Source organism: Paenibacillus sp. UASWS1643, from assembly GCF_008693195.1.
Classification (GTDB): Bacteria; Bacillota; Bacilli; order Paenibacillales; family Paenibacillaceae; genus Paenibacillus; species Paenibacillus amylolyticus_B.
Genome location: NZ_VXKZ01000105.1, coordinates 112,343 through 135,547, shown reverse-complemented (window position 1 = coordinate 135,547; position 23,205 = coordinate 112,343). Strand labels below are relative to the sequence as shown.

The following is a 23,205-nucleotide window of genomic DNA, read 5'->3' as shown; positions in this document are numbered from 1 at the left end:
ATGAAGCTTCGAATTGTCTTTTACTATTATTGTAGTCAGGCTTGATGGAAAACATTCCTCTTTTTGCCGCTAACATTTGTGTGATGAGACGTGTATGCTGAACCTGTGACTATGCTGGGGTGAAAAAGTTCGTCAAATTTACCAAAATGGCGCTTAGCGGACCGGATTTTGTGGTGATAGATACTATGGACCTTTATTGTTAAGCGCGTTATAGCTGAAATTTGCGTTAATTTTCGTAAATATGCAACTTTTTGGGTTTTGACGTGTTTAGTATATGAGGAGCATTGTGATTTTGGCTGTTTTGCGTGTGAAATGGCATGTCATAGAATGCGAGAGCATGATTGATAGAGTCACTGACAGAATGGCGTGTCCGTTCTGTTGTACATAGACGCTGTATCTTGATTTGATGCCGGGATGCGGCGATATGCAAGACCATTTTATAAAAATGCAAAAAAAGCATAGAAAAGCGAGAGGTTATTTACGGTACGCACGTAACGAAAGACACAGAACGAGGCTGGAGAAGCGTAGCGTTCGCCGGAAAGTTTTCTGAAGGAAAGCTACTTCGGGAGCATACGCGATGAACAAATTTCACCCTGAAAGTGGGATGAAAATTTGTGAGTAACAGCGATCGAAAGCTCGGCTGTGGCTGGAGTGGGGTAACGTAAGAAAACCATCGTTGATCCATGCGACAACTTAGGCGGCAGTCAGGGTCTTGATGCGTGACAACGAAGGGGAGAGGATCACGATGGGATTGTTTGGAGACGATTTTTATTCAACCAAAGTATCAAGACGCGCCGAACCTGAACAGAAAGGCAAACTTCAGATCATCCGCCCTGGAGGCAGGGCACGTGGACGTGACCGCTGGAGCAATCCGCGCAGATCGCGTACGGGAATCAGTTCCACAGTGAAGGTAGCTGTGATTAGCTCGGTGATCAGCTCCATCGTGACCGTCATGCTGTTTAGCTTCATCACACAGCCCACATCGTTACCGCTGGCGAATGCTACAGGCAACGGTGGTGGAGGCAGTGCACAGGCAACACAGGCAGCTGATCCATACGACCGGATTATCCAGGCAGCAGCACATGTTCGTCCTTCCGTGGTGAGCATTGTGAACCATAAAACGGGTAGCAGTCTATCGATGGAAGATTCGGCGCTGGGCTCAGGGGTCATTTTCAAGAAGGAAGACGGCAAGGCTTATATTATGACCAACCACCACGTCGTGGAGGGTGCGAGTGATCTGGAGATTGTGACCGTAGATGGGGAGACACACAAAGCGAAGCTGGTCGGTAAGGACCGTGTGAGCGACATTGCTGTATTATCCGCAGAAGATAAAGGGCTGGGTGCAGTGGCGGAGATCGGTGATTCCAGCAAACTTCAGCGCGGTCAAACGGTGCTGGCGATCGGGAACCCGCTCGGTCTGGGCGGTACGCTGACATCCGGTATTGTCAGTTACACAGATCGTATTCTGCCTGTATCGATTAACCAGGATGGTGTTTATGACTGGGAGCAGAACGTAATCCAGACGGATGCGGCGATTAACGAAGGCAATAGCGGTGGTGCTTTGGTCGATTTGAACGGTAAAGTCGTAGGAATTAACACGATGAAGATCTCGGATACGGGTGTTGAAGGACTCGGCTTCGCGATTCCGATGAACGAAGTGATGAAAACGGTAGATTCCCTGCTCTTGAACGGCAAAGTATCTCGTCCATACCTGGGCGTATATACGGTCGATCTGAGCAACCCATATGCACCACTGGATGACGAGCAGCGCAAAGATCTGAAGCTGCCATCTCATGTGGACAGCGGTGTGGTTGTGCTGGAAGCATCCGGTCCGGCATCTGATGCAGGTATGAAGCTGAATGACGTCATTACGGAATTTGACGGGCAAAAAATTACCTCTACGCTGGATCTGCGGAAATATCTGTACGATGAGAAGAAGATTGGGGATACGATTGAAGTGACCTTCTACCGGGATGGCAAAGCGGAGAAAGTATCAGTGAAGCTGACGGATAAACCGGAATAAGGGAAGTTCAACGAAACCTATACTGTTGCGTTGATTGAAACAGGGAAAGCTAGAAGAGTGATCAGATCAACTGACCACTCTTTTTTAGTTATTATGGGTGGACTTGTTCGTTCGACAGTAAATGAGTAGATCAACCATTTTTATGTTCTCATGATCAGTTAGACCCGGAGCCAAAGGAGCAGATACATAAGACTAGGGCTGTGGTAAACTGTTGTCAATATGTTGGAGACGGTCGCTGATGCAATAACATCTGTTTGTCGATCTGATTTTATTTCAGAATGGAAGGGGTATTTATAATGAAACATTTGAAGAAAAAGATGCTTGGGGGAACGAGTTTGGCGCTGTCACTGTTTGTGCTGTCCGCCTGTGGATCTGAGGTAGCTCCGACGGGAGCATCCGTGGATACAAGTGCTCTGCAAGAGAAGATTGCAGGGCTTGAGAAGAAACTGGTGGAACAGGGAGCCAAGAGCAGTGAGCAGGAACAAAAGATCGCAGAGCTTGAGGCCAAGTTAAATGAGCTAAGTGCAAATGTGATTGCGGTAGGTCAGGCTGGTGGTCAAACGCCTGTAACATCGGGAAACAACGGATCGGCCGGGAAAGGCGATGGGGTGCTGATTACGTTTGCCCAGTATGAGAAGCTTGAGGTTGGCATGTCCGTGGAAGATGTCATTGAGATCCTTGGCGGCGAAGGTGAAGCGCTGAGTGAAGCGGAGAACATGGTGGTGTACAACTATAAAGGTACAGCCGGCAACGGTGCTAATGCTGTTATTGCTTTCCAAGGTGGCAAGCTGTTGACGAAGGCGCAGTCGGGATTGAATTAAAAGAGTATGGGTTAGAGGCTATTCTTAGAATGGATTGGAACAGAATAGGGGAATACGTAACTCTGTTTTCGCAATTCAGGCGTAGGCGCAGGATTCATTCGCTATGTTGAGTGATTGTTGCTGTTACAGGAGCATTCTTTTCGGTACCGTGGAGGTATCGGGAAGAATGCTTTTTGTGTTCTTTTACGGCGTACGGAGGGGTTTGGGAGATGTTGGGCACGATAAATTTGGACTGGGGGTTTCTTTTCGGTGGCAGGTGTGATAGAACTGAGAAGTGGCTATCCTGTAATGGGATACGCGGTTGTGAATCGGGAACATAGCTGGTTACAGAAAGGATGCTTAACGGATGTACGTTGTATGCAAAGAACACGTGGACATTGCCATCGACATGTTTGTCGATGAGTATGAGGACGCTCCAGATATCGTTGATCTGAAGGAGACGGAATTTGCCGATTGGGACCCGCCTGCGAAATGCGCCGAGTGCGAACAGCACGCGGAATTCCTCGTCGTTTAGCGTACTGTAGGATTTAGACGGCTGGAGGCGTGACTTAAGGTGGCGCCTCGGGCTGACTTTCCATCCGGTATGAACATCACAGCAAGAAGCCAAGGAGAGCGTGATGAGCGCTCTTTTTGTCTTTGTGGGGGAATCGGTGGTGGTTGGTAGGTAGCGAGGTAATTTAGGGATGTGGGTGTGAATCTGCCGAGTAGCGCTAACGAACCTGACGGACCTTATTTGTGGCAAATACCGCCTGGTTGAAATCTAACGAATCGTAGACAAGTTATATTTCCGAAATGGTCTCGAAAGAGGTGGGGAATGCGCATTTTGACTGGGATAGCGTGTTTCAGATTCGTTAGATTTTAAAGGGGCCGAAATGGGGCTGAATAAGGTGTGTGGTGTTCGTTAGAATTGGACAATTTAGGAGGAATGGATTGATATGTTTATTCAGATTATTGGCGTAGGCAAATTGAAGGAAAAATATTTAACGCTGGGCATTCAGGAATATGCCAAGCGGCTCGCCCCGTACATCAAGTTTCAGATGATCGAGGTCGCAGACGAAAAGGCGCCCGATACCCTGAGCGAAGCTGAGGTTCGGGCGGTGAAGGAGCGCGAGGGCGAACGCATCCTCGCGCATGTGAAGAGCGAGGCGCATGTCGTCGCCCTCGCATTGGATGGCCAGCTCTGGAGTTCTGAGGAGCTGGCATTGGAGATCGACAAGCTCGGCACGTATGGGACGAGCCATGTCGTGTTTGTCATCGGAGGAAGCCATGGGCTCTCCGATGAGGTATTGCGCCGCGCGAAGCAGCGCTTGAGCTTCGGGCGCATGACCCTGCCGCACCAGCTTATGCGGCTGGTATTGGTGGAGCAGATTTATCGCGCGGTGAAGATAAATCGGGGTGAACCGTACCACAAGTAGGGCGAAATTTTGATGCATAAGAATTAGAGAAACATTTAGTGTATATAGTGTTGATTTTTTTATCAACATACTATATCATGTATATTAGAAGGGTGATGAGACGTTGAACGAGTTTGGAGAAATGCTCAAAGATCTTCGTAAAGAGCGTAAAATCAGTCAACGCAAACTCGCTGATATGATCGGCATTGACTTTACGTATATCAGCAAGATTGAGAATGGTTCTATGACTCCCCCAGCAGAAGATAAAATAGTGAAGATAGCCGAGATTTTTGGTATTGATCCTGATCGGTTTCTGATAGCAGCAAATAAAATACCGAGTGAGCTTCAAAAGGTTATTACTGAAATTGAAGAGGTTCCCGTTTTTCTAAGGAGCGCACCAAAGTTATCACAAAGTCAGTGGGTTCAGATCCAAAAAATTATAAATGAGACCACTAAAGAAAAGGAGTAGTTGTAATGTCACGTGTTCCCTATATTTCTGCAGAAGAAATGGAAGACATAGCATTGAATATACTCACCGATTATGGATTTGATTGTGAAAACATGGTTCTTCCAATGGCTACTCCTATTGAAGAGATAATCGAGTTTCATTTTGAATTGGATTTCGCTTGGGAACCCATTGATCATTTTGATCCATCAGGAATTGTGATGGCTGCCATACTCCCTGGTCAAAAGCGAATTATCATGAATGAAAGCAGGAAAGAACTTTTTGAAGAGAAAATTGGAACGATGAACTTTACTATGGCTCATGAACTAGGGCACTGGGTGCTTCACGTGAACGATAAAGATAATTTACAGACGAGTTTGAATCTAAATAAGAGTAAAGAGGTCTTTTATTGCAGAAGTCATTCCACACGTCCTCCAGTGGAACAACAAGCAGATATGTTTGCAGGTGCAATACTTATGCCTAAGCCAGCACTGGAGAAGTTTGTCGGCAAACTTAAAGCTGCTAGAAATATAGATATGGGTAGCTTATATACTTTGGCAGGTTTTTTTAAAGTATCAATTAGTGCCCTCTGTGTGAGGCTAAATCGCTTAGAACTGCTTTATGTCCACAAAGGACAAGTTTACAACTCAAAGGAAGAATACGATGGTCAGATAGCTTTTGAATTTTGAGCTATCTATCTTTTTGATAATAATGTTGAGTTGATTATCAACTCAACATTGAAGGGAGGTGAGTATTTTGGCTAAAAACGGAGCAAAAGGCGGCGGAAGAGTTGGTGCAGTAAAAGGAAGAAGTCAATTCAAAGCGCCTAATGGCAACTGGGTAAAGAGAGACACATCGACAGGTAAGTTTATGGATCAAAAAACTAGCAGTAGCAAACCATTCAAAGGCGTTACAAAAGAATAATATTAGGAGAGTGAGTAGATTATGGCAAGCAGACACGAGATACTCTGTGTAAACAAAAAAGAACGGTACAATCCATTTGAGAGAATTGAAAGCATTGGAGGCAAAAATCAGGACGGAACAAGATGGAAGGTCTCGCAAAAACGAGCTATTGAGGGAATTGAAGATGGAAAATGGGAGTTTTTTGTAAGTAGAGGAGGCCATACTGTGAATGTAATTGTATCTAAAAGTCGTTATGGAAACAAATACTTAAAAACTGAAGCGGATGGAGAAAGTCCTGACAATCTTCTAAGTTTATCTGAATGTCCGATGTAGTTATACTAAGTTGGTACACAATATTGCAGATGACAACAGTGAAACTATACTTAGGTTTTTTTTACTCTTCTAAGGTTAACCCCCCTTCCGTTATTGCCTTATTGGAAGGGGTAACCTTTAAAAACTGCTTCTCCGCCTTTAGTTAATATAAGTTTGTAAAACATGTGAAGAGGTCTCTTTCGCTGCTGGGACAGTGGATGGTGGAGTAAGGTATCCTAATTTATCATCAGGATGGTACAAGTTTGTAGGGTACTGAACTGGGTTGATTATCTTACTTCATCAGCTACATGCCTTTATCTTTAATCTTTTACAATCACATAACGTGAAAGCTTAATGCCTTTGCTAACTTCTGTGGCATATGAGGGGTTAATTCCTGAGGCTGCAACTATTTCTTTGACGCTGTAATGGTTTTTGAGTATAAGATCGGCATATTTAACTCCAAACAAATGAATATGTGCAACTTGATCACCATGAGGTGCCGTATTGTACATGGAATGTAACAATTTCCCTAAACTATCTATATTCATATTACAACCATCCTTCGACAGGTTTATTCGCTAGTAATTGAATATTCTACAGGTTAGTATATGAATCCTTCCAAGTAATACTACATAGCAATGTTTATATTAGCATTTAGAATATATCCTTTCATAGTCAAGAAAGCAAACAACATATATTTATCTATATAGGGACTTGCAATCAGGAGTGGTTGCCGAGAAATCACTGGAATTTCTAGGCGAGCGTAAACAGTGACTGTCTATCTACAATGTTGAACTTATCGAATACTCATTCAAATTAAAATACTCCTAATTTTAGATAACAATTGTAATTACCTGATTAAGCAAGAGATTATCTTTTGAACAGGAAAAAGCCCCTTCTGCAATGGATTTAACAGAAGGGGCTCCGCTTAAAAAATGATTTTGAGTTTCTTTACTAAATGCAAGTTCAACTTCTTCAATACGCCTCTTGTCATCTAGAGTTATATTCTTTACGATTAGGTGCAAGAGCGTTTTACGCTGCTGGAACGGTGAATAACTTAGCAGGGCATCGAACTTCGTCATGAGGAAACACACAAATTCGTAGGATACTGGATCAGCCTGATCATCCCGAAGCTCTAATTCCAGTTTTGATCTGCGGGTTAGCTCGGAATCCAGCTCCTTGTTTAATACACTCAGGCGTTCAGAAAACATATTGCGGTCAATATTATCTATTTCATATAATTCGAGGTACTTACGTTTCTTATCCTCCAGACTGGTGATATGTGTCTGTATTGCTGTTAACTCATCACGTAGTGGTTTCATTCGTCCAGAACGTCTTTCATTGATGCTGCGAACAACTCTTTGCAGAATCTCTGGATTGACCACGGCTTGCCTGATACGATCAGTTACCGCTTGTTCTGCTTCCACCTTTCGGACGCTGTTGGCGTGGCATACGGCGCTTCCCTGGCTTCGGAATCGACCACAGGAATAGTACATCCGAGTGATCTTCTCGCCATCTTTCGACCGATTGACAGTGCGACTGGCGGTCATGGCGGCACCGCACTCAGGACAACGAATCAGTCCAGTTAGCAGATATTCTCCTTCAAACCGCTTCTTGGGCAACGTAGCCTTCTTTTCCCGGAGTAGCTGAACCTTATCCCATAATTCTTGGCTAATAATCGGGGGATGATGGCCTTCTACGAGAATCGGCTCCTTATTCTTACCTTTACGTCTTCGTTCAGCCCAATTCTCGTAACGATTGTAGCGGATTTTACCTACAAACATCGGATTATCTAGCAGGTCTCGGATCGCTGTAGTGGAGAAAGGCTTGCCAGTTTGGGTTCTATGCCCTCTGTGGTTCAATTCATTGGCAATGGTCTTTAATCCATGACCAGAGGCATATTGTTCAAAAATATGACGTACAATGACTGCTTCTTCTTCAGCTATAACGACTACGGATTTACTCTCCCGCGAACTGCCGGTGCCTGCAATTACTTTATATCCTAATGGAACTTTACCGTTATGGTGTCCCATTTTGGCTCGTTGCCTATGTCCCATCTTTACATTGTCTACTATGGTATTTCGCTCCAGTTCACCTACTGCACCCATCATTTGGAGGGCGAATCGTCCCATAGGGGTACTGGTTTCAAAGTTTTCGGTAAAAGATCTGAATGAAATATTGTTTTTCTCCAACAAATCTACAATATGGAGTAGATCGATGCTCTTCCGAGCCATCCGATTGAATTTCCATACGATGACTTCATTGAACTTATTTTCTTCTGCATCTTTCAAAAGCCGTTGAATCTCGTAGCGTCCTTTGATGCTTTTTCCACTGACCCCACGATCCACGTATTCATCGACAATCTCTCCGCCATACAGCTCACAATATTTTCTCAGGGTATCAAGCTGTGCATCAATAGAATAGCCGTGTTCGGCTTGTTCTTCTGTACTGACACGCGCGTAAATAGCAACTTTCTTCGGTAGTCCTTGATTCATTTCTTAAGCTCTCCTTCATGTTGTAGTGTTGGAATTTCCAGATTAAGTAGCGCCACAGAACCTTGAATCACTGCTTGTTTGATATTACGATCAGCAGGGAGGGTGATCTTTGAAATCATGCTTCGTAAAAGTGCTTTTTGTTGCTGTGACGTTGCCCTTTGGAATACAAGCTGAAAGTCTTTAAGCACACGGCCTATACTTCCAAGCGGAATAGGTTGATCTGGATCATCAGCGATTCTTTTCTCCAGTTCCTTTTTTTCCTGCTCAAACATAGCTGTTTGGTTTTGAAGTTTACCGAGTTTTAGCTTCAGTTCCCGACTGTCAATATGTCCATCTTCAAAAAGTTCGTAACATCGGAGAGTTCGTTTCTTCAATAATGCTTTCTGTGTCTCAATCTCTTTAAGTCTTTTTCTGAAAGGCTCCAGTTTTTTGTCTCGTCTTTGATTAAGCTTTACCGCCAACTGTTCTGCTATGGTAGGCTGCGAAAGGAACTGATGCACATGTTTGTTTACCCAGTCCTCAGCTTGTTCAGCAGGAACGTGATGAGGCTGACAAGCTGCGTATCCCCCAGAGTTATATCTACCACATACATAATAATGATCTACGTATGAGGCTTTTCTTTTCCGTTTGCGGGATACATGGGCCGTAACCATGCTGTTTCCACAGGTTGGACATTTAAGCAATCCAGTTAGCATAAAGACATGAGAAGTGCGCTTATTAGGCTGGTGGGAGCGGTGAGCCAATTGTTGCTGTACCTGCTCCCACAGCTCTATTGAAATAATCGGCTCATGCTCTCCGTCTACTATTTTTTTGTGTTCCGAGGCAGACTTGTCGGTATAGGTTATCTTGCCTATATAGTTAACATTCGTTAAGATGCCTCGCACCGACGCAATATGAAATAGTTTTCGTTTTTTAGTTCGATATCCGTTTTTGTTTAGGCGATTCACGATTGCTTTTAGACCAAGACCACTGGCATACGATGTGAAAATAGTTTGAACCAGCTCTGCTTCATCAGGAATAATTTCTACATAGGAGAGGTTTCGGTTCACAGGATGGGAGACCCAGCGATATCCCAATACTAAATTCCCAATATTCCATTTACCGAGTTTGTTACGACGGTTCATTCCAAGACGGACGTTCTGCGTAATCTGGCTACGCTCATGCTCAGCGATGGAGCCGAGCATCTGGAGCGCAAACTTCCCCATGGGAGTAACGGTTTGAAGATTTTCCGTAAGGCTATGAAGTGTAATACCATGTTTGTCAAAGAGTTCAGTGATGAATAATAAATCTTTCAAACTTCTGGATAGCCGACTTAAACGGAGGCAGAGAACCTGCTGAAAGTGCTCTGTACGAGCATCTTCCAGCAATTCATTCAGTGACGGTCTACCAGAAATAGACTTTCCTGAACGCCCTGCATCAATATAGAGTTTGTAAATATCTAGCTGTCTTTCTCGGCAGTAATCATAGAGTGCTGATTTTTGTGCTTCTAAACTAAAACCTTGGACTTGTTCTTCCGTTGATACGCGAATATAAAGTGCGACAACCTGTTTTTCCATCATGTGTATCACCTCTATGCAGCATCTGGTTGTGACTCAGGGACAAGCTTATCTGTTTCGGTGGAAACTTCTTCAGCTTGAAGATAGCAGCAGATCATATCTGCAAGAATATCGATGAATAAATCGAGATTGTTGTTTTCCGTGGAATGGTTCATTGTATAGGTGCCTCCTGTAGTGAATGTTAGTTAGTTGTTGTAGCTGTGATTACATCATTGCCTTCTCCTTCATACTAATGAAGCATTCATTCCCCAAAATAATGTGATCCAACAGTTCAATACCAAGCAAGCAGCCGCTATCTCGCAACCGCTCCGTCAGCTCAATGTCCTGTGGACTCGGATTGGGATCTCCAGAAGGGTGATTGTGACAGGCAACGATGGCGGCAGAGTTAGCGAGGATTGCCAACTTGAACGTCTCCCTGGGGTGAACCAGAGAAGCGTTTAGTGTTCCTGTAGAGACAGTATGGATCGCAATCGGCTCATTTTTGGCGTTTAGACAAAGAATGGAGAAAATCTCCCTATCACAATCACCAGTGAACTGACGGAACAAGTCAGCGGCGTCCTGAGGCTTGCGGATTTTTCGACCAGGGTAAAGGATGGATGATGACTCCCTGACCATCCGTAAACCGACGACCTGGATGCGTTTTGCTGGGATATTTCCCTTCTTGACCCTTTGATTACTAGGTGCTTGGTTACCCGTCATATATGAAACCTCCATGATAAAAAGTAGTTAGTTATTCGTTATCATGGTTATATTAAATATTTTAAAAATGAACAGAATCGGTTTTCCCAGAAGGGTTGGCCACGCCCCGGACCTCATTGGTTGAAACTCCATCTGGCACATGGGTTCCTTTGTCATGCCCCCGGTGCCCCCTGGATCTCAAGGGAGAAAGAAACAATTACTTTTGTCAGAGGGGGGATTCTTTTTTTATTTTTTTCTTATTTTTTTCGGGGGCAATGGGGGCAGTTGACCGTAATCCTCTGCCCTGCATGAGCCTTCTTCGACCCCAAGTTTTCGAATCACAGGGGGCATAGCCCCCGCTTCTGGGGCAGCGTTTTAAAATCCCTCCAATGGAGCAAGTTCCTCAGCATCATGGGTAGTTGCCAGAATCTCTTCACGAGTCTTTTGTTTAGTGTGGGTCTCCACATTCTCATGTAGAGCCTCTTTTTTCACCCAGAGTAATCTCTGGCGATGTTTTTTGATAGTTTTTTTCACGAGGCAGTGGCGGCGATTTTCACCCTTCTCTTTTGAAACATCCGTGTGTGTCAAGCCAGCATCTGCTAATTCCTTCCAAAGAGTAGCAGAGGTGATAGGGAAATGCTCCCCACGTATGGACAAAAAACGGCTAACTTCGTTATAAATTAACTCGGGTAAGAAGTAATAGTAATTCTCATCCTTCCAGCCAACAAGGGCACTATTGTTTGGTAAGGTCTTTGGGACGAGATCTTGATGCACGTTATCACAGTGAATGCTTTGGTTAGCCAGCAGTTGAGAGACAATAGTTAAGAAACGGGATGATGGTTTAATATCAGTAACTTGTTGGCCTTGTTCTTTAGCGATCTCAAGAAAAACATTCCAGCCCTCACTACGAAGTTCATCTCCCATCTCGGTAGTTACTGCTCCAACACTTTCAGCGTATTCTAGACCCGAGTTCAGTCCCAAGTACAACCAAACCGCTGCTTCTACCATTCTGCCGTGTACGCCTAAGTTGGATGCTGCTTTTCTTCTTTCATTAAACAACTGTTTCAGTTCATTGTGGTCGGGTTTACTCATGGACTGTCCGACCCATTCCAAGTAACCTTTCATTGCAGCACTCAATTCTTCGAAATTATCCTGAGCCTGGGTTAAACGGTCCAGATTTACATCTGTTTTAAGCAGTTCAGCAGGGAACAAACGGGCTACGCTTGAGCCGCCACCAATTAAATCTTCTGCGGTGACGAGTGCATTGCCCCGTGGCGGGTAGTCTGGTCTGAGAGACGTATCCTGTTTCATACGCCCCCGACCTACGCGATCCCCGTAGCCTCTGAGTATCTGTTGCGCTAGTGTTTCCATGCTGTTCTTCTCTCTGGGTGAAGTGGTAGGATGATAGTCATCAATGAGAAGAAGCGAATCCTTTGTATCAAAACCACGTTTTTCAACCGAGTTAGCTGTATCCTTAAAGCTTGCTGGCGGGTGCTCCAGCAGGTTACCAAAGTGACAGAGAAACAACTTGGCTAAGGTTGTTTTACGACTGCCTGTGTAGCCGTGAAGCCAAACCAAAAACTTTGGTTCAATACCCAGCATGCGAAGCCATTCACAGAGCGGTGATAAGTAAGTCAAAGCCCACAGGACAAGTGTTACCCGATGTGGTGCGACATTTAACAGGTTCAAACTTGCTTTCATTGCTTCTGTGTCACTGGTGTTGAAGTTGGAAAGATTATAGTTTTGAAGCCGCGCTTCCAGTTCAACTTTGACATTGGGAATGCCTAATGCACCGCCAGCATGTAAGTACGTCCACCTATCGTCAAGGTTAATCCAGCCCAAATGGGTGTAAATTCGTTCTTTTATCGCCTTTTTAGAAGTGGATTGAATGGCGAAGCGAACCAAGTCGCGGATTTTATAACCTGGAAAGAGAGACGGTTCAGGTCCCCACATGGTTAACCACTTCATACTTTCGAAATCCTGAGCAGGCACCTGAATGGAAGGTAGCCTTCTCTGTGAGTCAATGAGTAACCCATCAATCTCATAAAAAATATTCTTATCGGTGCCATTATCTTTAATAATGGATTTTACAATTCTAGCGACAAAGTTAGCGATTGGGACATGCTCTGTTTCCCCGTCAATTTTATATTTGGCCACACAAAGAGAATTATGGTGTATGGCATGATTGCCCCCCATTAAATGAATGTAATCTTCGGAGGACATTTTTTTTAAGACAGTTTTCTTAGTCTTTGCTGAAATTAATAGTGTCACAGGAGAGTTTTTAGGCTCTTGAGTATCCTCATCCAAACTCACACTAGGATGGCATTTCGCAATTTGATCTAAGCCACATCCCAATGTGGCGCATCGGGTAGGGCCGTAGGGAGCACTGGAACGTTCTGCTTGCAATTTCCGAATACGATCTTCACTGTGATGATCATGCTTTTGACTGAGTTGTGAAAAGGTCAAGGCGGTTTTGCTGTATCCTGCCCTAACCAGCATGGACACAATGTGAAGCCACTGAGTTTCACTGCATCCATGTAGTTGTTGTTCTGACATTGCCTCTTTCATCACCTTGCATTTACTTGAAAGGCGTTGTAACTTGTCTTCACTAATCAATGTATGTGCAGGCTTTGCTATCTTGGAAACAGAAGCAGCCCTTGCAGGGAGTAGCGAAGATGCTTTTGGTGAAGTTGACTGTTTGCTGAGTTTTCCTTTGATTAGCTGATCCAGTACATTCTTGGGCAAGTCGGCTAGTGGAAGGTCACCGGGACCTCTATCTTCAATCCAAAGGTATTGCCCACCATTTTGATGCCGGGAAGGTGGAATGACCGTCATTTGTCCATCAGCCAACAGAGACAATTCTTCGTGCACCACTTCGGAATTGACGTCAGCTTGTTTTCGCAAAGCCACGTGCTTCGGTACACGATACAGATATCTCGACCCTCCTCCTGGAGTTGAAAAATGCCAAGTGGGAGGAATATTTCCATCAAATAACTGCTCCATTTTGGTTTGTCCGTATTCACCGTCAATGTCGAATCCGACCATTCCCACTTCTCCGCCAAGGATCATGCCTAAGTTCAATTTCGGTCGGTTGTTGAACCACTTTTCGAGAACAGCGGGATCTTCGGAGGCCTTGGAAGGCCAATTGGCGATCAGGGGCACCTTTCCTGGTCTAGAGCAGTTCTGCTTATGTTTTTCAGAAGCACCCTTATGATCTGCCGGGCACAATGGGAGAAACTTAAAACCCATGTTAGCTTGGGCTAAAGTTAACGCTGCTGTATGAACAGTCATTGTATTTAAAATACTTGCTGAAAATGCGGTATTCGTTTTAAGAGTTGTCATGCGGGACTCACCTTCCATATTGTTTTCAAACGGGGGCGTAGCCCCCCATTATGTTCTCATCAAAGGTTGTTCGTGAGATTTATTCATTGACGACTTTACGTCTGCGTTTGTGTTTAAAAGGACTAGATTTTGGTACTCGGTTGATCATACCTCCATCATTGTTCTGGTCATGGTCTGCGACAATCCATTCATCTTCATCATTCAATTCAAACTCCACGTCAGTCAGTTCTTCTATATCACGCGGGTCAAGATCGTTGTCGATCAATTCGTCTTCATCGCTTGGATCGCCGTATGTGTTGACCAAGCTAATTAAATTTGGGTCGGTTTCAAAGTCCCCCTCCTTGTTATTATCGTTCGTAGTGTGAATATTACTGGCGAGTTTGGATGCAGGGTTAGTCATGTCATGAGATGGCTTTAATTTATTTTGGATTATCTTGAAAAAAGCAACCTTATGTGATCCAATATTTAAATATCTAACTCTCTGAAATGAGATGGAAGATACATTGGAGAAATCAAGAGAAAAGGCGTCAATTATTTCGTTAACAAGTTGACTGGAATAAATATTGAATTTTTTCCCGAATTTTTTTAAAGGAAAATAGTTCTCGTCACAAGTGAACCCCAAACCAATAGCAATTCCTTCGGGATTGAGAGCAACTTGAACATTTTCCGTAGCGCCGATTTTCTGTATGACCTCAGGGCTGAAGGTGAGGCGTGTACTGCTTTTATGTTTCACTACTGTCAAAACACTGTTTGGAATAACTTTTCTACCCGAGTGTCTGCTTGCAGAAGGGCGAAAATTCATCTCTGTTAGGATAGATACTTTTTCGTTTGTTTCATTTTTTTGTGTCATTGTGCATTCTCCTTTTATTTAAATAATTCTGTTAGAGACACAAGGCACGAAACAAAAAACGCGCCAGCAAAAATACCCTGAAAAAGGTAATTTTACTGGCGCGTTTATAGAAATCGTATGATAACACCGAAGTGTTACTTCATTACGATAATATTCGCTTTTGTCGTGGCTTTTCGAATACGTTGTATTCCTTCATCGCCCCGGCCAACGTGTATGTTTTATAGATCACATTTTGCCACAAGGAAGAATCCTTGTCAATCCATTTATAATATTTTCTTTTATGTTAGGATTCTTTACTCCTATGATCCTACGTGTTGTAAGCTGAGCGTCACAGCTCCATACAAAAATATAATATACACTTATTTTTACTACTGTTTCTAATAACTCATACACTGATGAAAAAAAAGAATGGCTACATGTGTGTAACCATTCTGTACGCTTTTTATCCGAGATTTTTGAAATTTGAAATACCTTCCCAAATTGTTGTAATGATGAGCCATAGAGATGGGAAGAAGTTAAGTAAGCTCTGTATGGGGTGAAATAGCAGTCCGATAATGCTTCCCAAAAAGATCATGAATGAAGCGAACCAAATCCCGCTTATTGCGTGTAAGACATCCCAAATAATAAAGGTCATACGTTCAAAATTGGTCAACTGTAACGTTTCATTAAAGTTCATCTTTAGATTATGGATGAGTTTACTTGGGGTGTTCACAATGTATGAAAAGTTGTATAGCACATTGGTGGACAGATCAAGCGTTACAGGCACCCATGCTCCCTTAATGAATTTCAAATGATACCGGAGATCTGTCTCGCCGTAAGCTAATGCGATTGTCCTTTTGGACTTCGCATCTGTTTGTCTCATTTCCTTACCCAATGCACCCGAATTAAATGTGTCCATGTACATGATAAAGAACGCCTTGCTGGAATTTTCAATTTGATCATTGTTCATTTGACTCATACTGGTGAGTGCGGATGAATTCTGATTTTCGCCAAGAACAGAAAATGTCGATAATAATACTTTTGTTTGATATTTCTCATCCAGGTTTGAAAAACTTGTCCAAGCATAAAGAATAAGTGTAATAACAATTGCTATTTTTGAAAAGTTTTCATATATTTTTTCCATTAACGAAAATTTCCCTTCATGCTGTAAAGCATCAACAGCGGTTAGTTTTTAATGAATGATCCATTGTTAAATACATATTCGTCAAAAAGCCCCTGTGACCCAAAGGGTAAAAAAATCTTGTTCCCTTCTAGAACAACATCGGATTGCCCTTCCCCGTACCATACCGGTTCTAGAGGGGATGTATCTGTTTCGCTAAAAATGTAGTTATAGCTGTATACCCAAACGTATGTTTCAAGTAATCTGTCACTGGCCACAATTACAACCTCTGGCACGGAATCGTTATCGAAGTCATGCTCCTTTACGTAAAGAGTGAAGCCTTCTCTCAAATCACCAAAATCATCAAAAGGGCTGGACATGCTTTGTGGAGCATTGAATGGAAGTTGCCATCCCTGTTGAAGAGATTGACTAACGGCGAGAGCCTTAACGCCATTCGGTGAATCCATTCCAATCATGATGTCTATGGACTCCCCATCCAATACTAAAGGCAGATTAAGATCAGCATTAGGAGGACTCCATTGGCTAAAGGTACTTAGAGTAGCGCTATCTGTCGCCATGGTTACCTCTGTTGTTGCTGTTTGCTCGGGAGAGGTTACTGTCGATATCGGATCTGTTGTAACTACAGTCGGTGGCTCTTCTTCCACAATTGGATTGCTCACATCCTGAGAAGTCGTGTCTTCTTTTGGTTTAGATTCAATCACAGTGGCTTCACCCTCTAACCTGTCCAGAATATGGGCTGCAAATAGAGTCCACTCCGTAGTAGCAGGTTGAAATTGCTCTCCATCTATACTGAATTCAATGACATCGAAGCTAGCATTACCAAACACCTGAAACACGGTTCGAGCCAATACATTCACTCCTGAATCCGAAAATGTACCTTCATACATAACGTAGTGATCCAGATCAGATGAACCTTCAAATGAAACATTCTTCCACGAAACATTGCTGAAATAGTTGGGATGCTCAACAATATCCTTTAATTTGTATTTCGACTGTCCAAATGAAGCATTCTGTACAACAGATATGTATTGCTGATTTTCACTCATCGTCATTGAAAGTATAGCTGACCCTGCAATGATGATCGCGGCACCGGAGGCAATGACTGCTACTCTGGTTTTGCCCTCACGAACAACTTGGATTTGTCCTGGTCTTGTGTTATCGAGTTGTTGGACCAGTTGTTTGAGTAGGGTTTCTATTGACACTTTGGAGTTGCTGATCACTCGCATCGTAACACCTATTCGATTCGTGAGTGTTAGATACTTACTTCGAAAGGAAAGCCAAAAGAACACGACTGAAGCGACCAAGGCGAGCCAGCGAACACCTGACCCTGTCGACAAGAGGATTGCGCTGATTGCTGCAAATAGGATTGCAAATAACAATTGGAACCAGTTAATACTATTTCCCACTGAAACTTTTTGAATATCGGAATAGGTGAGCTGTTCATGTTTTGTACCTAAAGAAAAGATGCCTAAGATTTTGTTGACTGTTTGTACTTGAATTTCCTGTTCACGAAGCGTCACGTTGGATTCTCTTAGCAAATAGATTAGATAGCTGAACCCGCCTCTCCAGGTTAGCTTAAAGGAATGAGGGTGAGGGTTATTTTCTGTTGTCATATGGAGCTCCTTTTTATAAATGGTTATTTTTGTGGACTAATTCGAATCTTTTCGAAGGAGAAAGTAGTAAGGCGGGAGTTACAAAGAAATATTAGTAAAATCTCGTTTCAAGGTCGTTTTAATTTTAACATACAATTGTGAGGTTTTGAATAAAATACCTCATTACTGTATACTCCTAATTTTCATGTATCCTCTCTAATCTTAAAGGTGTAGGAGTGGATGCGATGGAAGGCGATGTATTGTTGACGTTAGTAGGAGCCAGGATAAAGACGTTGCGAACACAAATGGGATTGTCTCAGGTAGAGCTTGCAGAAAAAGCTAAATCACAAGACACATACATCGGAGAAATTGAACGCGGCAATCGTAATATTTCCTTAAAAATGCTTGCCAAAGTTGCGAGTGCACTGGGAGTATCGGTCGAGGATCTCTTTTCGTTTGGTGAGATTACGGAAACAGAAAGCATGATCAAGCAAAAACAGCTTATTGAAATCTTAAGGTCGAAACTCGAAAGTCGATCGTTAGAGGATGTACAATTAGCACAACGAATTCTCGAAGATCTTTTCAACACTATTGATAAGCATTACAGTAGAAAGTAGAGTAACAGGCAAAGAAATAAATATTCTTTGCCTGTTTTTTATTTAATTGGTGGAACTAACTATAAATTTTGAATTTACTTTTATCCCAAGAGTGGCATGAATTCTATGAAAACTCATATTTCTAGTGGACTGGTTTGCTTGATGCGTAAAGGACTCAGCCATGGAGGGATTTTCAAATAGAAAGTAGTCTCTGTCCTTCTGTTTACCAAGCATGGCAATGAAGGCATAGTTGTAACTGCCTGAATTGCAGATACCTCCACTGCCTAAAGGAATCAAATTCATGATGTCCTGAATAGTCATCTCTTCAGGCATTTCAGGTTGCTTATCCAATGCAAGCAATAGACAAGCGAACAGTCGGTCTGCATTCGCCCTCTCGGTAATCAGGTTCAGATTGAATCGTTGACTGCTGGCGGTTTCCCAGTCCAGTGTGGTTATGATCGGCTCGGGTAGATTTGATGAGCTCTCAGCTACTTTGCTGAGGACATCACGGTATCCATAGGCAAACAAAAAGCGACCTAGCTTCACGGAAGCCTGATCGCCAAGTATAGATTGTGTCTTGGGTAGGAGCTGATGGTAAAAGTCACTGTATTGCTCTATAGTTGCGGACACATCTTCAAGTACTACGCACTCATTCGGCATTTCAGCTTCTGTGAGCAGGTCGTTCATGCCTTTGACTCGACGGGAATCTGTGAGTTCGACCTGATCGGGACATAGAAGATGAGTAAGAAAGGTGATTGTATTGAACGCATATTCGTCTTTTCCGAGTAAGTCTTTCCAGTATGAGATAACAGATGACGATTCTGGTTTATACTGTTCCACGAAGTTCTTCCAATTGCTAATGACAGTTAGGTGGAGCTTTTTGTACTGGTAAGGGATGCTTTGCTGCTGCCACTTGCTGCAAGACCATGACAGGGCAGAGCGTAGAGTATGGGCTTCGATGTTGGAAGGATCAGTGAACTGTTGCTTCCAGGCCTCCAACGGTTCAACGGGATATTTGGCAAAGGGAAAGCGGCTAAGGTGTTGTTCATAATGTGTTTTCACAAGGGCAGTCAGTGATTTTTTCTTGGCATCAGTCAGTTGCAAGGACATTTGAAGGATGCTCCTTTCATTGGTAGAGTAGGCTTAGTTGGCGTTGGCAAGGAGCCATTGCTCAGTCTCAGTCGAATGGATACCTTGTAAAGTAAAAAACGTCATGCTGCACTCATTGTCTAGCATGACGTGGATTTTATACAAAGTGTATTCATTATTAAAAGTGTAATGTTCGATGTATTCAGGGTAATACGTACCCGCTGAACAGGAGAAGGCAGTTCCATCGTGTTGAATGGGAGTCAGCTGATCTGCAGTTTCTAGGATGAAGTACGATTGACTGGGTAAAGGGAAGGCTTCATCTTCATGTGCATTGCGAAGTTGATGCATGTAATCGTGGATGAAAGTAAGACAGTCTGTAGGAAGTGCATTGGTTTGGATTAAGGTAGTGAACTGCATATCAAATGTCAGGTCGATCATTTTTCTGATTCCTCCTGATAGCTGTTACCTTGTGGGTTATTGCAATAGCGTGGATGGTTGTTAGTTTCCGCTGCTGCAAGTGCTTCGGGTGAAACATAGAACGGTTCAGCCAGTTCCGCTACCCAGCCAAGCGCGAACTCAATGGGACTTCCTTCGATAGTCGGAGGTCCATCTGTCCATTCTTTTTCCAGCGTAAATTGGATGTTGTCCTCACCCATGAGTACGAATAAATCTGTACCGTCATAATAAAGATTTAGTGTGTCTCCTTCCTGAAACGTAAGAGCGACCCGCACTTGATGCACGGGTCGCTCTTTCTCGTGTACTTGGATTTGTTTTTCTGCAATTGCCAGGAAATGAATATCGCCTTCCGGGTTGAAGGTTGACTCCAATAGTGCTAATAGTTTTCTTTGTGTAATTTTCATTTGTATACCTCCATAGATTGTATTCAAAGGTATGATATAAAAATGAAACTTGGTTTATTACAAATTCTTAGTACCCTCTAGGGATAGAAGTAGTGAGCTCAGTTTGGGAGACAAGAACAAAAATTAAAGAGAATTAACTATAACATGACTATTTCTTAAAACTTAATTTGGCCACTTTTGGAAATTTATTTGGAAATTCTAAGGACAATGTACATGCTCATAAAATTTTTGAGTGATAATCTAAATCACTTTTTAAAAGCTGATAGAGTGAGTCCGAGTTTGTAAATTAGACTTGGGAGTAAATGTGGGATAATAAAGAAAGGAATATCTCATTTGAGATATTCCTTTCTTCTTAACCGATTTACTTTTAGTTGCCTATAACATTTAGAATAATAAATGTTGTTTCTCAAAAACCATCTCACAAAACTCATACAAAGAAAGGATTTGATCTTTAAACTCTTCAGGATAATAGTCGTGGTATCTCTTAGGGACTACTAATACCACATTAGATTCTTGCATCTGTCGTAACTGGTCTTTTGATATTCCCTTTTCCATAGTTGCTAGATACTTTGTTCCTATCCGATTAGCTTCATCAAGAATTTGTCTCCATCTGTCTTTACAGGTTGTTTTCGCTCCTAAGAATGTTAATTTTTCCGTTGGGAATGTGAAATCTAAATATTCGTTACTCCCTGGGAAAATAAAATCTGGTTGCTTCTTAAGTTCTGTTCTTCCTGGATTAGAGAAACTTAGTCCCCATTGTAAAAAGATATACGCCAAATGATGTTCAAATGATTGGCCTGCACGCTTCTTTCTTCTATTCAAAGCTGAGTTTGCGAAGGTTATCAGGGCATCAGTATTCTCAAAGGGTGAACTAATTGTATCCTCATATAAACTAACTTCCAATCGTTTGAAAATACTGTACTCGATATCAATCCATTCTAGAAGTATGTCATCAGTAGCTTCTTTTATAAATTTACCACCATTGTGTCGACTAAAGGAGGAAAAGTAAATTTCTCTTGCTTTATCTGCAATTTGAGCAGTTGTTGGAAATTTACTTTTGGTTAGCGTATATTCATCTATTAAATCATTTAAAGATGAATCTAACCCCTCACTTTCGAGTCCATAGGTTGCGGAATTTTTTACGGGAGAAATTGCAAATGTGGCCAAAAATGCTTCTGCGTCCTCTCCAGACAATACGTAACCTAAATAATCATCAGAGTTAATCTGAATGAGTATGAACAGATCACCAACATGATTTTCTGTAAACAGGGGGAATCTTCTTCCGAATTTTGTAATTCTATACTCACTTTTACTCCCGTACCATTTAAACATATTAGTCGTTGATGCATCTAGTTGTTCCCAAAAAATACTTACGGACCGTTCCTTCTTCATACCCTTAATTCCTGGTTCATCGAACAAAAGAGGCCAAGCTCTTTTGGCAATATAAAAACCACTTTGATTAGCCCCGGTCAGACCAGTATCATTCGGTGAGAGGAATTTGCAGTAAAACTTTTTATACTGAGATGCACGCGCAATTACTTCGTCTCGAATGTTTTCAAAGTTAAATTCTCCCCTGTAGTAATCTGATGAGCGTTTGCTCTCAATTAACGAGTCCATCATACAGGCAGCTATTCGTTCAACAACAGGTACTGAAACTGAATTGCCAAACTGTTTGTAGGCAGCAGTGTCTGCTACAACTATCTTGAAATCATCTGGAAAACCTTGTAGTCTCGCACATTCCCTAGGGGTTAAGCGTCGAGGATTCTTTCCTTCTTGGGGTATTAAAATCTCTGACCCATCTTTATAATATCTAGCCGATAGAGTACGTGAGGGAGCTTGCAAGTTAACTAGACCAAATCCAAATCCATTACCAGCTTCACGATGTTTATTGGCATAGTCCTGAAGATACTTCCACAACTTGTCAGTCAAAGTGTATTTATCAGGAACTGTTTCCTCTAAGATTGTTTCTACCCCTAGGCTGCGCAAAGGCAACTCTGGAAACTCAAATTCAAGGGGCTCTCGGAACCCGACCATATAAATTCTTTCTCTATGTTGGGGCACGAGTCCTTTTGCGTCCAAAATTGAAGCATAAAGTTTGTATCCGAGTTCTTTTTCCAGAACTCTTCTGATTGTTCGATATGTGCGCCCTTTATCATGTGAAACAAGATTTTTTACATTTTCCAGTAAAAAAGCTCGTGGTTTTTTTTCTTTGATTATTCTAGCAATTTCAAAGAAAAGAGTTCCTTGTGTTTCGTCAGCGAAACCATGTTCTCTACCAAGGGAGTTCTTCTTGCTTACACCAGCCAGACTAAAAGGCTGACAAGGAAAACCAGCAAGGAGGATATCATGATCGGGAATTACGTCAGTTGGGACATCCCTAATATCACCAAGAGGTGTTTCTCCAAAATTTGCTTTGTATGTCTCTTGTGCCTTGGCATCCCACTCGCAAGAAAATACGCATTCACATCCATGCTTTTCAAATGCAAGCCGAAGTCCTCCAATACCGGCAAAAAGATCTATAAATTTATACATAATTTGACCTCTTTCTAAAGCTAAGTCTGAGTTTTCGGCATAGTTGCTTTAATTATACCATACTACCTTGTGTGGGAATATACGTTCTCGATGACTAGTCGTGTAAAATAAAGGGTTTTAAAAATATCTTTGAGGACAGTACTGATTTGTCAGATCCGATAATATTTAAATAGATTTTACAAGAGGATATGAAATTAAAAACTGCTGGGATTTCGTCAGTTATATTGATAGCAAAAGAATATATTATCATGTCTTGTTTAGGAACGTTAAGATAAACTTTTAAGACGTGATTGTTTGAAGATGGTTTTATTAGCTTGAAATACACCTTAAGAAAGGGACTCCCATCTAACAGATGGGAATTTTCTTTCTTATGCTTAATTGATAAAATTAAAGTTTTTTTTGTTGGATCTATAATCATGTTATTCATTGTAACCTCCAGAGTCTGATCGTTAGATTTATTGCTTGTAGAGATGGAACCACAGTAACCCGAAAAACCAAATATTATGATTATAAAAACTAATCACTAGAAAATGGTAGGCCGATAGTCTTCATGTAGATCCTCTTTCTACTTGAAGGGTTTTTATGGTATTTTTATTA

The 23,205-nt window shown here is 42.3% G+C and carries 22 protein-coding genes; 9 read left to right on the top strand and 13 right to left on the bottom strand.

The genetic code is table 11. The features are described 5' to 3' along the window. Positions 1-745: 745 nt before the first annotated feature. The 8 genes from FE296_RS12210 to FE296_RS12180 all read left to right on the top strand — a co-directional run bounded on the left by FE296_RS12210 (position 746) and on the right by FE296_RS12180 (position 5,919). Positions 746-2,023, top strand: coding sequence for a S1C family serine protease (locus FE296_RS12210; RefSeq protein WP_091012220.1), 1,278 nt, complete (start codon positions 746-748; stop codon positions 2,021-2,023). A 296-nt stretch (positions 2,024-2,319) separates the two neighbouring features. Beyond that, positions 2,320-2,844, top strand: a complete 525-nt coding sequence (locus tag FE296_RS33305) for a hypothetical protein (protein WP_223868855.1) — start codon at positions 2,320-2,322, stop codon at positions 2,842-2,844. 346 nt (positions 2,845-3,190) lie between these two features. Next, positions 3,191-3,358, top strand: coding sequence for a CxxH/CxxC protein (locus FE296_RS12200; RefSeq protein WP_017691462.1), 168 nt, complete (start codon positions 3,191-3,193; stop codon positions 3,356-3,358). A gap of 421 nt (positions 3,359-3,779) precedes the next feature. Next, complete coding sequence (gene rlmH / locus FE296_RS12195) at positions 3,780-4,259, top strand: 23S rRNA (pseudouridine(1915)-N(3))-methyltransferase RlmH (RefSeq protein WP_017691463.1); 480 nt, start codon at positions 3,780-3,782, stop codon at positions 4,257-4,259. Between the two features lie 103 nt (positions 4,260-4,362). Continuing rightward, a complete protein-coding gene (locus tag FE296_RS12190; protein WP_150365078.1) occupies positions 4,363-4,707 on the top strand; it encodes a helix-turn-helix domain-containing protein in 345 nt (114 codons plus the stop codon). Positions 4,708-4,712: 5 nt separating this feature from the next. Next, on the top strand, positions 4,713-5,372 hold the full coding sequence (locus tag FE296_RS12185) for an ImmA/IrrE family metallo-endopeptidase (protein WP_150365077.1): 660 nt from the start codon (positions 4,713-4,715) through the stop codon (positions 5,370-5,372). 67 nt (positions 5,373-5,439) lie between these two features. Continuing rightward, a complete protein-coding gene (locus FE296_RS32720) occupies positions 5,440-5,607 on the top strand; it encodes a hypothetical protein (protein ID WP_190945169.1) in 168 nt (55 codons plus the stop codon). Positions 5,608-5,628: 21 nt separating this feature from the next. Beyond that, positions 5,629-5,919 carry a DUF3892 domain-containing protein gene (locus FE296_RS12180; RefSeq protein WP_150365076.1) on the top strand — a complete coding sequence of 97 codons (291 nt, stop codon included), beginning with the start codon at positions 5,629-5,631 and terminating at the stop codon, positions 5,917-5,919. 299 nt (positions 5,920-6,218) lie between these two features. On the opposite strand, the gene FE296_RS12175 is transcribed toward FE296_RS12180, so the two are convergent. The 9 genes from FE296_RS12175 to FE296_RS12140 form a co-directional block, all read right to left on the bottom strand. Then, positions 6,219-6,446 carry an HTH-like domain-containing protein gene (locus FE296_RS12175; protein WP_150365075.1) on the bottom strand — a complete coding sequence of 76 codons (228 nt, stop codon included), beginning with the start codon at positions 6,444-6,446 and terminating at the stop codon, positions 6,219-6,221. A gap of 285 nt (positions 6,447-6,731) precedes the next feature. Further along, the gene (locus tag FE296_RS12170; RefSeq protein ID WP_150365074.1) at positions 6,732-8,393 is read right to left on the bottom strand and encodes a recombinase family protein; all 1,662 of its coding nucleotides are present in this window, start codon (positions 8,391-8,393) and stop codon (positions 6,732-6,734) included. After that, positions 8,390-9,949, bottom strand: coding sequence for a recombinase family protein (locus FE296_RS12165; RefSeq protein ID WP_190945168.1), 1,560 nt, complete (start codon positions 9,947-9,949; stop codon positions 8,390-8,392). The genes FE296_RS12170 and FE296_RS12165 overlap by 4 nt, the downstream gene beginning before the upstream one ends. A 14-nt stretch (positions 9,950-9,963) precedes the next feature. Next, positions 9,964-10,104, bottom strand: a complete 141-nt coding sequence (locus tag FE296_RS32715; protein ID WP_190945166.1) for a hypothetical protein — start codon at positions 10,102-10,104, stop codon at positions 9,964-9,966. A gap of 49 nt (positions 10,105-10,153) precedes the next feature. Continuing rightward, positions 10,154-10,648, bottom strand: coding sequence for a JAB domain-containing protein (locus FE296_RS12160; protein ID WP_150365072.1), 495 nt, complete (start codon positions 10,646-10,648; stop codon positions 10,154-10,156). A 354-nt stretch (positions 10,649-11,002) separates the two neighbouring features. Further along, positions 11,003-13,969, bottom strand: a complete 2,967-nt coding sequence (locus FE296_RS12155) for a bifunctional DNA primase/polymerase (RefSeq protein WP_190945164.1) — start codon at positions 13,967-13,969, stop codon at positions 11,003-11,005. 79 nt (positions 13,970-14,048) lie between these two features. Continuing rightward, positions 14,049-14,819 carry a hypothetical protein gene (locus FE296_RS12150; RefSeq protein WP_150365070.1) on the bottom strand — a complete coding sequence of 257 codons (771 nt, stop codon included), beginning with the start codon at positions 14,817-14,819 and terminating at the stop codon, positions 14,049-14,051. Between the two features lie 442 nt (positions 14,820-15,261). Continuing rightward, positions 15,262-15,942: a hypothetical protein gene (locus FE296_RS12145; RefSeq protein WP_150365069.1), complete on the bottom strand. Its 681-nt coding sequence runs from the start codon at positions 15,940-15,942 to the stop codon at positions 15,262-15,264. Positions 15,943-15,983: 41 nt separating this feature from the next. Beyond that, positions 15,984-17,552: a hypothetical protein gene (locus tag FE296_RS12140; protein ID WP_150365068.1), complete on the bottom strand. Its 1,569-nt coding sequence runs from the start codon at positions 17,550-17,552 to the stop codon at positions 15,984-15,986. A 224-nt stretch (positions 17,553-17,776) separates the two neighbouring features. Here FE296_RS12140 and FE296_RS12135 point away from each other — a divergent pair, with 224 nt between their 5' ends. Further along, on the top strand, positions 17,777-18,148 hold the full coding sequence (locus tag FE296_RS12135) for a helix-turn-helix domain-containing protein (RefSeq protein ID WP_150365067.1): 372 nt from the start codon (positions 17,777-17,779) through the stop codon (positions 18,146-18,148). A 42-nt stretch (positions 18,149-18,190) separates the two neighbouring features. Here the strand turns inward: FE296_RS12135 and FE296_RS12130 are convergent, their stop codons facing one another. From FE296_RS12130 to FE296_RS33910, 4 genes are all read right to left on the bottom strand, one after another. Beyond that, positions 18,191-19,237: a hypothetical protein gene (locus FE296_RS12130; protein WP_150365066.1), complete on the bottom strand. Its 1,047-nt coding sequence runs from the start codon at positions 19,235-19,237 to the stop codon at positions 18,191-18,193. Positions 19,238-19,270: 33 nt separating this feature from the next. Further along, positions 19,271-19,654: a hypothetical protein gene (locus FE296_RS12125; protein WP_150365065.1), complete on the bottom strand. Its 384-nt coding sequence runs from the start codon at positions 19,652-19,654 to the stop codon at positions 19,271-19,273. Beyond that, a complete protein-coding gene (locus FE296_RS12120) occupies positions 19,651-20,076 on the bottom strand; it encodes a hypothetical protein (protein WP_150365064.1) in 426 nt (141 codons plus the stop codon). The genes FE296_RS12125 and FE296_RS12120 overlap by 4 nt, the downstream gene beginning before the upstream one ends. Positions 20,077-20,460: 384 nt before the next feature. Beyond that, the gene (locus FE296_RS33910; RefSeq protein ID WP_150365063.1) at positions 20,461-22,608 is read right to left on the bottom strand and encodes a type II restriction endonuclease; all 2,148 of its coding nucleotides are present in this window, start codon (positions 22,606-22,608) and stop codon (positions 20,461-20,463) included. Between the last annotated feature and the right edge of the window lie 597 nt (positions 22,609-23,205).